The sequence below is a fragment of the Williamsia muralis genome (assembly GCF_002735905.1).
GTDB lineage: Bacteria > Actinomycetota > Actinomycetes > Mycobacteriales > Mycobacteriaceae > Williamsia > Williamsia muralis_A.
The window spans coordinates 833,261-846,631 of the sequence record NZ_PEBD01000004.1 but is presented as its reverse complement, the minus strand read 5'-3'; the positions used below and the strand labels follow the sequence as shown (position 1 = coordinate 846,631).

The window sequence follows — 13,371 nt, the reverse complement described above, 5'->3', positions numbered from 1 at the left end:
GACCGGGGGCGGTGCGCTGGTCGCAGGAGGCTGCTACTTGGCGATGAACTCGAGGATGTCGGCGTCCAGGGCCTTCTGGTACTCCCCGTAGATGCCGTGCGGGGCGCCCGGGTAGACCTTCAAGGTGCCGTCCTTGACGAGGTCGATGGTCTTCTCGGCAGCTGCGGCGATCGGCACGATCTGATCGTCGCCGCCGTGAGCGATGAAGATGGGCACGTTCAGTGCCTTGAGATCCTCGGTGAAGTCGGTCTCGGAGAAGGCCTTGACGCAGTCGTAGGCGGCGGCGAGGTTCACCAGCATGCCCTGACGCCAGAAGTCGTCTTTTGCGCCCTGGGAAACGTTGGCGTCGTCGCGGTTTGCACCGAAGAACGGCTCGGACAGGTCCTTGTAGAACTGCGAGCGATCGTTGAGTACACCGTTGCGGATGTCGTCGAGAGCCTCGATCGGAGTGCCCTCGGGGTTGGTGTCGGATTTGAGCATGACCGGCGGGACGGCGCCGGCCGTGATCACCTTGGCGACCCGGTCTCCGCCATGCTGGGCGGCGTAGCGGACCACTTCGCCACCACCGGTGGAGTGCCCGATCACAACCAGGTCGCGCAGATCGAGTGCCTCGACGAGCTCGGAGAGATCCTTGGCGTAGGTGTCCATGTCGTTGCCCTGGTAAGTCTTCGACGACCGGCCGTGGCCGCGACGATCGTGGGCGATTGCTCGGTAGCCGGCGTCGGCGAGCACCTTGAGTTCGAGCTGCCAGGCGTCTGACGACAGCGGCCATCCGTGGCTCAGGATGACCGGCTGGCCGCTGCCCTGCTCGGTGTAGTAGATCTCGGTTCCGTCGGTGGTGGTGATGTACGGCATGGTGTCTCCTGTGGTCGCTTCGACGTGGTGACATCAACTTTCGTCCACCGCGGCAGCCGTGTCGACGCTGCTGGCGTCCACAGCCGGGGGATGGTGACGGGAGGTGCCACTACCGGCTAGCAGGTAGTGGGTACCAGACCTCAGGTGTCAGTCGTCGCGTTCGACGGGTATCCGCACGGTGAGGGTCGTTCCCTCACCCGCCGGACTCGACACGGTGAATGTTCCTCCGACGGCTTCGATTCGATCCTGCAGGCCGATCAGACCTGATCCCGCGCCGGTGTCTGCCCCACCGTCTCCGTCGTCGCACACGGTGAGGTCGAGAACGTCATCGGTGATCGCCGCAGTGATCGTGATCTCGGAGGCGTCGGCGTACTTCGCGGTGTTGGTCAACGCCTCTGCCACGACGTAGTAGGCGGCAACTTCCACCGGATCCGGCAGTCTCCAGGGGATGTCGATGGACAGGGACACCGGTACCGGCGACCGGCGGGCGAGGGTCTTGAGTGCCGGCCCGAGCCCACCCCGAGAGAGGATCGCAGGGTGGATGCCGCGCGACAGTTCCTGCAGATCGGTGTGCACGTGCGTGAGCGCATCGACGCTGCGGTCCAGGCGAAGTCGTAGGTCCTCCCGGTCCGGGGGGATGGCGGCCTGCGCGGCCCGCAGCTCCATGCCCAGGGAGACGATGCGTTGCTGGGCACCGTCGTGGAGGTCGCGTTCTATGGTGCGTCGCGCCTGGTCGGCCGCCGCGATGACACGTGCACGCGACTGGGTCAGTTGGGCTCGGGTCTCGCAGTTGTAGACCGCGGTGGCCACCAGGTCGGCGAAATCGGTCATCCGGGTCTGGATCTCGAGTTCGGGTGCACGGCCTGACGACGCGACCACCACTGCGCCCCAGACGTCGCCGTCGATGATGATCGGCACGCCGAGCCCGCAGACCAGGCCCCGCTGGTGCATGCGATCGGCAATCGGCCCGGTGGCCGCGGTGTAGTCGATCGCCGCTGGTTCCCCGGTGGTCAGAACAGTGGTGCAAATGTTGTTGCCACCCAGTTCGAGCCGCTCACCGGGAATGAGACGGTTCTCGTTGCGCTCGTCGTCCCAGGCGGCCAGCACAACACCGTGCCCGTCCTCGAATCGCACCACCGACACGTGCCCGGCACCAAGCCCGGACCCGAGTTCCCGCGCGACGGCCGGATACACGTCGTCGGGCTCCACACGCAGGGCCACCAGGGTGGCCACCCTGCGCAGCGCGGCCTGCTGGCGGGCCAGTCTGGCTGTCTGTTCGTGAAGTTGTTCCCGGTCTCGTGCGGCGGCCAGCAACGCTTCGAGTGCCGGCACGATTCGCCGGACACGGCGTGCGTCGGCAGCATCGAGCGTGGCGGGTACCAGTAACGCGCCAAGATGCATTTCATTGTCGCGCAACAGGATCCGCTGCTGATCCGGCGCCGGGGCCGTGTCCGCAGGCCCGAGCACCGCGTGTGGCGGCGGCAGCTCGAGCACATCGGACAGCCGAGAACTGGCCTTTTCGAACATCTCCGGCGACATCGACTCACGCAGCATGGTGCGTGCAAACGCGGCCAGCAGGTCGGCTTCCCGCCGGCGTTGATCGGATTCGACTGCGCGAAGCCGGGACTGGCCCACCAGCACATTGGTCAGTATTGCCAGCGTCGAGAACACCACCACGGCGGGAACCAGGCTCTCGCTGTTCTCCGAAACATGCACGTACGCGTAAGCCGTCGCGCTGGCGACCGATGTGACAAGCGCGAGGCCGAAACCCCATCCAGCCGACACAACCAGGACACCGAACAGGAAGACCGCGCCGAACGCGGAATTGGGGGCGATCTGTTCGAGCAGATGCACCACGAGCATCTCGATGGCGATGAAGCCGCACGCGATCGCGACGCCCCACCCCAGAGGTGGAGCGCTGGGCCGAAGCACCGTGGTGGCGAGCCTGTCGCGCCAAGAACCACGATCGGTACTGAACTCTGTTCCTGACCGAGCCGCAGAGATCATCGCGCAGACCTGCGGCGCAGCCTGCTTGTTCGTCCGAGCACACGGCGATGATAGTGCCGTTGTCGGCCGAGTGGCTCGTCGTCGGCTACCGCGGCCCCCGCCGCATTCCGCGGCGAGATGTTCCTGCTAGCGGGAATGCCCTGCGCGCGTCCGTCTGACACTCTCGAACAGGTGAAGCCCTCCGACCATCGCTGCCTCATCGTCGATGACAGCGTCGCCTTCTGCGCCGCCGCGCAGAGGTCGTTGGAGGCTGCCGGCATGACGGTTGTCGGGACCGCCGCAACACTTGCCGCGGCGGTACAGACGGCTGCCGATACCCGGCCCGACCTGATCTTGGTGGACATCGACCTCGGCGGCGAGAGCGGCTTCGACGTGGTGGAGGCTCTACTGGAGACACGGCCCGATCCGGCGCCCGCCGTGATCCTGGTGTCAACCCACGACGAAGAGGACTTCGTCGACATGGTGGAGGCGAGCTCGGCGATCGGGTTCCTGCCGAAGTTCGAACTGTCCGCCGAGTCGATCATGCGCATTCTGAGCTGACGGCAGGTCAGCAAATTCCTTGCGCCCGTGGGTGATCAGCTCATCGCATCGAGATACATGATCACTGCCCGGACCCGCCGGTGGTCGTCGGCTGTATCGGCGAGGTCGAGCTTGGTCAGGATGCTGCGTACGTGTTTTTCCACGGTGCCCTCGGTGATCCACAGCCTGCGTCCGATGCCGGCGTTGGACAGTCCTTCTGCCATCAACGTCAACACATCTCGTTCCCGTGCGCTGAGGGCGCCGAGCGGATCATCGCGCCGGCGCGCGGCCACCAGCTCGTGCACCAGAGCGGGGTCGATCACCGACGCGCCGTTCGCGATTCGACCCACGGTGTCAACGAAATCGGTGACGTCGGTGACCCGGCTCTTGAGCAGATAGCCGATCCCCCGGCCACCGTCGAGCAACTCGAGCGCGTGGTCGACCTCCACATGGGCCGACAACAGGAGCATCGACACCGAAGGGAACTCCTTGCGGATCTGCAGCGCGGCGTCGAGGCCCTCCGAGGTGTGCGACGGTGGCATCCGGATGTCGATGATGGCAAGTTGTGGCGGTTCTGCCCGCACCAGTGTCAGCAGTTCATCGGCATCACCGGCCTGGCCGACCACGTCGAGCCCTGCCTGTGTCAGCAGGCTCGACAGGCCTGCCCGGAGCAACACATCATCGTCGGCGATCACCACGGACAAACCGGCCGACATGTGAGTCCCTTCGTAGATCGCGTCACCTGCGGTACCAGTGTGCCCGGTCGGTGAGACGGTCGGCGCGGTCAGCCCGACACAGCTGAGTCGGGATCGGCCCACGGCACCCGGCAGGAGTCGGTCGAGAAGCCCTGGTCGGTGATACCGAGCGCCGAATACATCCGCGCCCGCTGATTCTCCAGCCCGATCTGGTAGGTCAGCTCCACCACACCGGCGTCGCCGAAACGCTCACGCAGATCGGCCACCTGCTCGTCGGTGACCGTGGTCGGCGTGGCGGTGATCGCATCCGAATAGGCGATCGCCGCCCGTTCGTCGTCGCTGTAATGCGGGGAGCTCTGATAGTCGGCGATGTCGCGCAGGCGGTCGATGTCGAGGTCATGCAGACGTTGCAGCATGGTGCCGAAGTCGACGCACCACGAGCACCCGATCGTCCAGGCCGTACGGAACACCGCGATCTCCCGGATGTTCGGCGACAACACTGTCGACGCCTTCTCCACGGCCGTCTCATGCATCGCCGAGGCCAGGAACAGACCTCGGTGATGGGCGGTCACGGCAAATGGTTCGGGCACCGAGCCGAACCTCCGGGCCGCGTACCGATACGCCCCTTTGACCATCAGATCGGCGTCGTCGGGGTTGACTGCTGGAATACGTGCCACGCGAGGAACCTCCTGTTTCAGACGAGCGCACCGTGCGCCCCTATCTGGAGGACGAAGCAGCTCGACAAAATGTGACAGGCAGGCTCAGCGAGTCCAGCGAATGCGAATGGGACCTCGGACGTTCGCCGGATCGTCGACCACGTCACCACCCTGGGTGATCTGGACTTCGCCGTCCGCCATCATCTGGCGCGCGACCGTACGCACCGGTTCCATGAGAGGGCGCCAGTCATCCGGCGCAACTGCCCGCGCGACGTCCGACGGGCAGATACTCGACTCCGGCGACCTCGCGCTCAGCAGGTCGCGGATCTTCGCCGTGAGGGAAGCGTCATCGGTACCGTCCGGCACCCCGCCGTTCGTGTTGGCCATCTGTCCAGCTTCCCGTCGCCGCGGCCGACCGTCAACGTCCGCCCTTTTTTCACGCAAGGTCCGATTTCCGCCAGCACCCCCGAGCGGTCGTGAGATGAACTGATGTCGCGCTACCCTTGGCGTCCTCGATGTGGTCGAGGCGATGCTGCCGCTCATCTGGCGTAGTGCCGGCGGCCGCATCGTCAACGTATCGAGCACCATGGGCTCCTTGGCGGATCAGAAAGATGTTCAGTCGCAGTACTATTCGATGGTCGTTCCTGCTTATCAGGCGTCCAAGGCGGCGGTGAACAGCATCACCATCGGGCTGGCGAAGATGCTCGCCGGCACCACCGTCAAGGTCACGTCGGTGTGCCCGGGTCATGTGCAGACCGACCTCGCCCCCGGCAACCGGGTACAGGCGCCGTTGACCGCGGACGAGGCGGCAGCCGTTGTGCTGCGTGCGGCGACGCTTCCCGACGACGCCGAGTCGGGCACCTTCATCGACGCGGCCGGGCCCGTACGCTGGTAGCCGGTGTCGGGGTTGGTGGGTGCGAGGTGAGAGCCCTGGACCTGTGAACGCAGGAAGGCGAACAGGTGCCGGCACCGCCGCGAGTACCACGATCGGCCGTACCGCTCTGGGCACTGATGAGCGCCGCCGCTGCTCCCGTCGTGTTGATCGGCTCGTCTGTGATCGCCGCGATGATCATCACCGAGAAGTACGACGCCATGAAACAGACGCTCAGCGACCTGGCGACGATCCCCGGCGGCGGCTGGGTGATGGCTGTCGGGATCGCCCTGAGCGGGGCATGCCAGATCGTTACGAGCGCTGGCCTGACCGGCATCAGGAAACGGGCGCGGATCGCGTTGGCGGGGGCAGGCGCGTGTGGGATCGCCGTGGCGTTGTCACCGGTGGACGTCGCCCCCACGTTCCATCTCCTCGCGGCCGGAGGTTCAGCGGTCCTGTTCTGTCTGTGGCCTCTGCTGGCGATCTCGCGCGCGCCGTCTGCCGCCCTGACCATTCGACCGGCCGTGGCGACGACGGCCTCGCTCATCCTGTGGGCCGTACTGGGGTGGACGGTTCTGGAGACCGGCGGAGGCGACCTGCTGGGGCTCGCCGAACGGGTCAACTTCACCGCCGAGATGCTGTGGCCTCTGGTGGTGGCCATCGATCTGCGGCGCCGGGGAACGCAGGTCAGGGCAGGTTCGAGCGGGTTGAACGGCCCGCGGACCACTCCCACCGAAACGTTTACACCCCGCTGATTTAAATCCCCGGCCGGCTCGCCCAGGTGGCGAATTGGCCCCTCGGCGCCGCAGCAGCCCAGGTCACGGCGCAGTCGACCGGACGGCGCCTGGCGCATTCCGAACGGCCGCTCGCCGCGGCGCATTCGGCCCGGCCGGACCCCGAAAAACGGGCGTTATGGTGCCATTCATGCAGATGAGGCCACCTGGCGGCACGCGATTGCGTGCCGACAACGCACGCATGGTCGCCGATGTTCTGCGACGCCAGGTCCACGACGGAGACGTCGCAGGATCGCTTGATGAACCCACCCTCATCGCCGACTTCGGCGTATCTCGCAACACCATCCGCGATGCCTTGACCATCCTGCGCGACGAAGGACTCATCGAACGCTCTCCTCGTGTCGGCACCCATGTGGTGGCGCGACAACTCGAACACGGTCTGGACGCCCTGCAAGGACTCAAGGAGACGTTCCTCATGCACGGCGAGGTCCGCAACACCGTCAAGGTGGCGACCTTGGTGGACCCTCCCCGCGCCGTGGCACGCAAATTGGCACTCGACGGCGGTGAGCAGGCCGTTTACATCGAACGGCTGCGGTTCCTCGATGACGAACCCATCAGCCTCGACGTCACCTATCTCGTCCCCGACCTGGGCATCCCGCTGATCCAGCACGATCTGGAACACAACGACGTCTTTGCCTTGCTCGAGCAGATCGCGGGCGAAAGGCTGGGCCGCGCCACGATGACCGTCGAAGCGGTGAACGCCGACCCACACTCTGCGGCCCATCTCGAGATCGCCTCGGGCGCAGCCATGTTGCTGCTCGAACGACTCACCCACCTACAAGCCGGAGACCGACCCGTCGATCTCGAATACATCCGAATGCGCAACGACCGAGTCTGCCTGCGCAGCACAGCCCGCCGAACACAGGAGTAATACCCGTGAGCCAAGTCAACGCCCGAGCCGACGTCCCGGTCACCATCGACGAATCCCTGTGCATCACGGGCTGCACGCTCTGCGTCGAGGTGTGTCCCCTCGATTCACTGGCCATCAATCCCGAGAGCGGTAAGGCCTTCATGCACGTCGACGAATGCTGGTACTGCGGCCCCTGTGCGGTCCGGTGCCCCACCGGAGCGGTCACCGTGAACATGCCGTACCTGCTCCGCTGAATCATTCCCCACCAGCCCAACACCTTTCGCACTCCACCCTTTCGCTCACCAAGGAATACTCGATGAGATCAACCGTGTCTCGACGTGCCCGATTCGGCACCCTGTTCACCGCTGCTGCGATCGTGCTGACGTCGGCGGCCTGTTCGCTGGACAGTTCCGATGACGGCGACGCCGTTCGGGTGGTCGTCGGGTACCAGTCCAAAACCATCAACACCGTGACGGCCGGGACCCTGCTGCGCGCCGAGGGAGACTTCGAGAAACGCTTGGAGGAGGTGACCGAGCGGACCGGCCAGAAGTACAGCGTCGAATGGCAGGACTACGACACCGGCGCTCCGATCACCACCGGAATGATCGCAGGCAAGATCGACATCGGGTCGATGGGTGACTACCCGATGCTCATCAACGGGTCGCGGGCGAACGCCAATGACGCAACACGCACCGAGATGTTGTCGGTCACCGGTTCGAGCCCCAAGGGCTCACTGAACATGGTTGTGGTCTCACCTGATTCAGATGCGACGACCATTGCTGATCTGCGCGGCAAGAGCGTCTCGGCCAGCGTGGGCTCGGCTGGACACGGCACCCTGGTCCAGGCGCTCGACCGCATCGGCATCAACCCCAACGACGCCGTCAACGTGCAGAATCAGCAGCCCCAGGTCGGCGCGTCTGCGCTCGAGTCGAACAAGGTCGATGCGCTGGCTCAGTTCGTCGCCTGGCCGGGTCTGCTGGTGTTCCAGGACAAAGCGCGGCTTCTGTACGACGGCGCCCAGCTCGGTGTTCCCACGCTGCACGGTGTTGTCGCCCGCTCGGCGTTCGCTGATGAGCACCCGGATGTGGTGTCCGCCTTCTTGCGGGCGCAACTCGACTCCACCAAGTCCCTGATCGACGATCCGCTCGCCGCCGCGAACCTGGTCGCCGAGGACAGTGGCCTGCCCGCCGAAGTGGTGTACCTCTACAACGGCCCCGGCGGCACCGACTTCAACCCTGCAGTCAAACCGCAACTGGTGGAGGCACTTCGGGGCGACCAGCCCTACCTCAAGTCGATCGGCAGCTTCGAACACGAGCTCGACCTCAACACGTTTGTGAACACCGCACCCCTTGAGCAGGCATTCACCGCGGCCGGTCAGAACTACGCAGAGTCACTGGCATCCACGCAGAATGCGTCGCAGATCCGTGGCCGTGACCCGGTGTGCAACACCGACGTCGACCCGGCCGATGCAGCAGAACTGTGGCTCGACGGCAGCGACAACACGCAGCCGGCGGCCGGACCGACGTGCCTGCTCAAAGCAATTCGGCAGGCCCAGTCGCAAGGCGAATCTGTTCGTGCAGCGTATATCTCGGACCCGCTGCTCGGAACCCGATGGTTTGCCGACAAGGCGGTGTGGCTGCGGGACGGAACACAGTTCGTGCCGTTCACCACCCAGGACAGCGCCAACGAATACATCAAGACCCATCCCGGGGCTGTGCCGGCGTCGTACGATCAGGCTGTCGCGGAGGTCATCTGATGGCCACCGCCACCGTCACCCCGGCGCTGGACATCCAGACACGTTCAGCGACAGCACCGAAGTCTGCCCGGAGCAGAACACACTGGCTGACCGTCTGGCCACTTCGCATCCTGGTCCTCGTCGCCGCTGCGGGACTCTGGCAGTTCTTGACCACCGCCGACGTCGTCCTGTGGGCCCGGTTCGACACGGTGCCGTCGGTCACCGACATCGCGCAGGCATTCTGGACGAGTCTGGGCACCGAGGAGTACTACCTCGACCTGGGCCAGTCGCTGATCCGGATCGGCGCCGGTTTCGCACTCGCCGTCGGCGTCGGCGTTCCGGCCGGAATCCTGTTGGGGCGCTCTAGTATTGCCACCAACACCGTTGGCACCCTCACCGAGGTCCTGCGTCCCATCCCCGCCATCGCCCTGGTGCCGGTGGCGATTTTGGTACTGCCGACCGACGAAGCCGGCATGGTGTTCATCACCTTCGTCGCCGCGTTCTTCCCGATCTCGGTGGCCACCCGGCACGCGGTGCGTGCTCTGCCGACCATCTGGGAAGATTCCGTCCTCACCATGGGCGGACGCAAGCGCGACGTGATCCTGCGAGTGGTGTTGCCCGGCATCGCCCCCGGCGTCTTCAGTGGACTGTCGGTGGGCATCGGCGTGGCGTGGATCTGCCTCATCTCGGCCGAGATGATCTCCGGCCGGCTCGGTGTGGGTTACCGCACGTGGCAGGCGTACACGGTGGTGGACTACCCACAGGTGTTTGTCGGCATGCTCACCATCGGCATCCTCGGCGCCCTCACCTCGGGCGGCATCGAGTTGATCGGCCGCCGAATGACCCGGTGGCTTCCCCGAGCTCAGGAGACCCGATGACCAGCACCATCAACTCCGCTACCGCCCTGATCCCGACAACCGGTCTTCGTCTCGAACTCGACGATGTACGACTCGACTACGGCGGCGACGCCGTGGTGGACGGACTCGACCTGACCATCGAACCGGGTGAGATCCTGGTCCTCACAGGCCCGTCGGGATGTGGCAAATCCACTGTGCTGCGGGCGATTGCCGGACTGTTGCCCGTATCGGGTGGCCGAGTGCTCGCCGACGCGGAGCCCGTACGCAAGACCTCGCGTGATCGGGCCATGGTCTTCCAGGACGACGCCCTGCACCCGTGGCGCACCGTGCGCGGCAACATCATGCTTGCGCTCACCCTCCGCGGGGTGCCGCGTCGAGACCGCAAGGCTCAGGCGGAGCGGTGGATGGACGAGATCGGGCTGGCCGATTTCGCCGACTACCTCCCGAAGTCGCTCTCGGGCGGTATGCGTCAGCGAGTCCAACTCGCCCGCGGACTGGCCGGTGCACCGAGGGCGGTGCTGATGGACGAGCCGTTCGGCGCGCTCGACGCCCAGACCCGGTCGACCATGCAGGCGTTGCTGATCGACACGCTGGCATCGCATCCCGCGACCGTGGTGTTCGTGACCCACGACGTGGACGAGGCGCTGCTGCTCGGCGACCGGGTTGTGGTGTTCGGGCGCGCCGGACGCCCGGTCCGCGACATCGTCGATGTGCCGCGTCCGCGTGACCCCGACCACCGGGATGCCACAGCGACCGCCCAACTGCGTGCGCGGATCACCGCCGCACTCGAGAACTGAAGGACCACATGGACATCCCGAACATAGCTGACCGCGATCGCCGGGAATGCGACGTCTTGGTGATCGGCGGCGGCACCGCCGGGACGATGGCTGCCCTGACCGCCGCGGAGAACGGCGCATCGGTGTTGCTGCTGGACAAGGCGCACGTGCGGCACTCGGGTGCGCTTGCCATGGGTATGGATGGCGTGAACAACGCCGTCATCCCCGGCAAGGCGACGCCGGAGGCGTACGTCGCCGAGATCACCAGGGCCAACGACGGCATCGTCAACCAGAAGACCGTGTATCAGACGGCGACTCGTGGCTTCGCGATGATCGGGCGTCTCGAGAAGTACGGCGTGAAGTTCGAGAAGGACGAACACGGTGAGTACGCGGTGCGCCGAGTTCATCGCTCCGGTTCGTACGTGCTCCCCATGCCCGAGGGCAAGGACGTCAAGAAGGCCCTCTACCGAGTGCTGCGCAAAAAAGAGATGCGCGAGCACATCACCATCGAGAACCGGCTGATGCCCGTGCGCGTGCTCACCGAGAACGGCCGGGCCGTCGGCGCGGCTGCATTGCACACGCGCACCGGCGAATTCGTGGAGATCGCCGCCAAGACGGTGATCCTGGCGACCGGCCCGTGCGGGCGGCTAGGTCTGCCGGCGTCCGGCTATCTCTATGGCACGTACGAGAACCCGACCAACGCGGGCGACGGGTACTCGATGGCCTACCACGCGGGCGCCGAACTCAGCGGGATCGAGTGCTTCCAGATCAACCCACTCATCAAGGACTACAACGGCCCGGCCTGCGCATACGTGGCCAACCCGTTCGGCGGTTACCAGGTGAACGCCGAAGGTGAGCGATTCGTCGACTCCGACTACTGGTCCGGCGACATGATGGCGGAGGTGAAGACCGAGATCGAATCAGCCCGCGGGCCGATCTATCTCAAAGTGAGCCACCTGCCCGACGAGACACTCGATGCACTCGAATCAATCCTGCACACCACCGAACGGCCGACCCGTGGCACGTTCCACGCCAACCGCGGTCACGACTACCGGACCCATGACATCGAGATGCACATCTCTGAGATCGGCTTGTGCAGTGGACATTCCGCATCCGGGGTGTGGGTAGACGAGAACGGCCGCACCACCGTCGACGGGCTTTACGCGGCAGGCGATCTGGCATGCGTACCGCACAACTACATGATCGGCGCCTTCGTGTACGGCGAGCTCACCGGTCAGCACGCCAGCGACACCGCGCGGGACCGCGCGATGCCGACGACATTGCCACTCGACCAGCTCGCGGAGGCACACGACCTGATCTACCGGCCGCTGAGGCACCCCGACGGTCCCCCGCAGCCACAGGTGGAATACAAGCTTCGTCGCTTCGTCAACGACTACGTCGCACCTCCGAAGTCCGCGAACAAACTGGCCATCGCCATCGAGTCTTTCGAGCGGATGCGCGGTGAGATAGACGAGATGGGCGGGCGCACACCGCATGAGCTGATGCGTTGCGCCGAGGTCTCGTTCATCCGCGACTGCGCCGAGCTGGCGGCGCGGAGTTCGTTGACACGCACCGAAAGTCGGTGGGGTCTCTATCACGAGCGGGCCGACATCCCCGAACGACAGGATGACCGGTGGGGCTACCACCTCAACGTCCGGAAAAACGCCGCAGGTGACATGGAGTTCCTGGGCCGGCCGGTCGAACCCTACTTCGTACCGGTGGACGGTCTCGACCACATCCCGCCCGCCGATCGTTCCGTCGTCGCCATCGAGCAGCCCGAGGTGGTCACCGGGCCTGCCCATGCGGGCGTGGAGAGTCCGGTCCGTACGCTCGCGCGTGTCGAAGACCGCCAGTCGGTCGCTGCGGCCTCGCCGCGGATCGTTGAACTGCTCGCGATGGGATCAGCCGGTATCGACGATTTCGAGTCGTACCTCGCCGACGACGACGCCACCGTGCGGAAGACCGCCATCTCGGTCCTGACGGAGAACACACCGGAGGGTTTTGATGTCGCGATCGCACGCGCGCTGAGCGACGTGGCGCCTGAGGTGCGTCGCTTCGCTGCGCAGGGGTTGCAAGAGCTGGTCGAGGTACTCGACGCGACCGATGAGTTCATCACGATCCTCCACGCGACGCTCACCTCGGTGGATGCGACAGTGCGTGCCACCGTCCTCGACCTCCTACGCGCCCTGCGCGCGGCACCCGCGGAGACGTTCGCCGCCGCGCTCGCCGACAGCGATCACCGCGTGCGCATCGAGGCCGTTCGCGGACTAGTGTCACTGGACGAATCTGCAGTGATCGCCGAGTCGGTCGGCGACGTCAACCGAGAGGTCCGCATCGCCGTTGCCGCGGGGCTCGCGACCGTTGGGACCAAGGGCGCCGAGGCGGTCCGCGTTCTTGCCCAGGACATCGATCCGCTGGTGCGAGCGGCTGCATTCGAAGCGATGGCTCGCCTCGGAGAAGCCCCCGTGGACGGTCCGCTGCTGGTCAAAGCCCTCAAGGACTCCGCCTGGCAGGTGCGGGTCGGCGCGGCGCGAGGCCTGGTCTCGGCGCCGGGGCCCGCGGCGATCGCAGTGTTGTCGGCGGCGATCACCGATCCTCACAACGACGTGCGCAAGGCCGCCGCCCTCACACTCAGCCACTGGTCCGACGATCCCGAGGTGCGAGTCGTGCTCGACGCGGCTGCCGACGACACCGATGCCGATGTGCGTGCCGCGGTTCGGCGGGTGGTCGCCGCGCACTGATTTCGGCGCGACCCT

13 protein-coding genes and 1 pseudogene are annotated in these 13,371 nt (G+C 65.9%); 9 read left to right on the top strand and 5 right to left on the bottom strand.

Annotated features, from left to right (window positions below):
* Positions 1–33: 33 nt before the first annotated feature.
* Entirely contained in the window at positions 34–855 is an 822-nt protein-coding gene (locus tag CSW57_RS04640; protein WP_099381623.1) for an alpha/beta fold hydrolase, read from the bottom strand.
* A 147-nt stretch (positions 856–1,002) separates the two neighbouring features.
* Positions 1,003–2,862, bottom strand: coding sequence for a sensor histidine kinase (locus CSW57_RS04635; protein ID WP_223249030.1), 1,860 nt, complete (start codon positions 2,860–2,862; stop codon positions 1,003–1,005).
* 171 nt (positions 2,863–3,033) lie between these two features.
* Here CSW57_RS04635 and CSW57_RS04630 point away from each other — a divergent pair, with 171 nt between their 5' ends.
* Positions 3,034–3,402, top strand: coding sequence for a response regulator (locus CSW57_RS04630; RefSeq protein ID WP_223249029.1), 369 nt, complete (start codon positions 3,034–3,036; stop codon positions 3,400–3,402).
* Between the two features lie 35 nt (positions 3,403–3,437).
* On the opposite strand, the gene CSW57_RS04625 is transcribed toward CSW57_RS04630, so the two are convergent.
* From CSW57_RS04625 to CSW57_RS04615, 3 genes are all read right to left on the bottom strand, one after another.
* On the bottom strand, positions 3,438–4,097 hold the full coding sequence (locus CSW57_RS04625; RefSeq protein ID WP_099382049.1) for a response regulator transcription factor: 660 nt from the start codon (positions 4,095–4,097) through the stop codon (positions 3,438–3,440).
* Positions 4,098–4,165: 68 nt separating this feature from the next.
* Positions 4,166–4,753: a carboxymuconolactone decarboxylase family protein gene (locus CSW57_RS04620; protein WP_099381622.1), complete on the bottom strand. Its 588-nt coding sequence runs from the start codon at positions 4,751–4,753 to the stop codon at positions 4,166–4,168.
* Between the two features lie 84 nt (positions 4,754–4,837).
* Complete coding sequence (locus CSW57_RS04615) at positions 4,838–5,119, bottom strand: DUF3253 domain-containing protein (protein ID WP_099381621.1); 282 nt, start codon at positions 5,117–5,119, stop codon at positions 4,838–4,840.
* A 127-nt stretch (positions 5,120–5,246) separates the two neighbouring features.
* Between CSW57_RS04615 and CSW57_RS04610 the strand changes: the two are divergent.
* The 8 genes and pseudogenes from CSW57_RS04610 to CSW57_RS04575 all read left to right on the top strand — a co-directional run.
* Positions 5,247–5,627 (top strand): annotated as a pseudogene (locus CSW57_RS04610) (SDR family NAD(P)-dependent oxidoreductase); the annotation flags it as partial.
* Positions 5,628–5,692: 65 nt separating this feature from the next.
* Positions 5,693–6,358 (top strand): DUF998 domain-containing protein, encoded by a 666-nt coding sequence (locus CSW57_RS04605; protein WP_143696476.1) that lies wholly within the window; start codon positions 5,693–5,695, stop codon positions 6,356–6,358.
* A 169-nt stretch (positions 6,359–6,527) separates the two neighbouring features.
* Positions 6,528–7,268 (top strand): GntR family transcriptional regulator, encoded by a 741-nt coding sequence (locus CSW57_RS04600; RefSeq protein WP_223249027.1) that lies wholly within the window; start codon positions 6,528–6,530, stop codon positions 7,266–7,268.
* Between the two features lie 5 nt (positions 7,269–7,273).
* Entirely contained in the window at positions 7,274–7,501 is a 228-nt protein-coding gene (locus CSW57_RS04595; RefSeq protein WP_023962513.1) for a 4Fe-4S dicluster domain-containing protein, read from the top strand.
* Between the two features lie 62 nt (positions 7,502–7,563).
* The gene (locus tag CSW57_RS04590; protein WP_099381619.1) at positions 7,564–9,003 is read left to right on the top strand and encodes an ABC transporter substrate-binding protein; all 1,440 of its coding nucleotides are present in this window, start codon (positions 7,564–7,566) and stop codon (positions 9,001–9,003) included.
* Entirely contained in the window at positions 9,003–9,860 is an 858-nt protein-coding gene (locus CSW57_RS04585) for an ABC transporter permease (RefSeq protein WP_099381618.1), read from the top strand. Before CSW57_RS04590 ends, CSW57_RS04585 begins: the two co-directional genes overlap by 1 nt.
* Positions 9,857–10,636 (top strand): ABC transporter ATP-binding protein, encoded by a 780-nt coding sequence (locus CSW57_RS04580; RefSeq protein WP_099381617.1) that lies wholly within the window; start codon positions 9,857–9,859, stop codon positions 10,634–10,636. Before CSW57_RS04585 ends, CSW57_RS04580 begins: the two co-directional genes overlap by 4 nt.
* Positions 10,637–10,644: 8 nt before the next feature.
* Positions 10,645–13,356 (top strand): fumarate reductase/succinate dehydrogenase flavoprotein subunit, encoded by a 2,712-nt coding sequence (locus CSW57_RS04575; RefSeq protein WP_099381616.1) that lies wholly within the window; start codon positions 10,645–10,647, stop codon positions 13,354–13,356.
* Positions 13,357–13,371: the final 15 nt, after the last annotated feature.

Bases quoted from the DNA above. Each gene is read 5' to 3' on its own strand.
- CSW57_RS04640 (WP_099381623.1), bottom strand. From the start codon at position 855: ATGCCGTACATCACCACCACCGACGGAACCGAGATCTACTACACCGAG.
- CSW57_RS04635 (WP_223249030.1), bottom strand. From the start codon at position 2,862: ATGATCTCTGCGGCTCGGTCAGGAACAGAGTTCAGTACCGATCGTGGT.
- CSW57_RS04625 (WP_099382049.1), bottom strand. From the start codon at position 4,097: ATGTCGGCCGGTTTGTCCGTGGTGATCGCCGACGATGATGTGTTGCTC.
- CSW57_RS04615 (WP_099381621.1), bottom strand. From the start codon at position 5,119: ATGGCCAACACGAACGGCGGGGTGCCGGACGGTACCGATGACGCTTCC.
- CSW57_RS04600 (WP_223249027.1), top strand. From the start codon at position 6,528: ATGCAGATGAGGCCACCTGGCGGCACGCGATTGCGTGCCGACAACGCA.
- CSW57_RS04590 (WP_099381619.1), top strand. From the start codon at position 7,564: ATGAGATCAACCGTGTCTCGACGTGCCCGATTCGGCACCCTGTTCACC.
- CSW57_RS04585 (WP_099381618.1), top strand. From the start codon at position 9,003: ATGGCCACCGCCACCGTCACCCCGGCGCTGGACATCCAGACACGTTCA.
- CSW57_RS04580 (WP_099381617.1), top strand. From the start codon at position 9,857: ATGACCAGCACCATCAACTCCGCTACCGCCCTGATCCCGACAACCGGT.
- CSW57_RS04575 (WP_099381616.1), top strand. From the start codon at position 10,645: ATGGACATCCCGAACATAGCTGACCGCGATCGCCGGGAATGCGACGTC.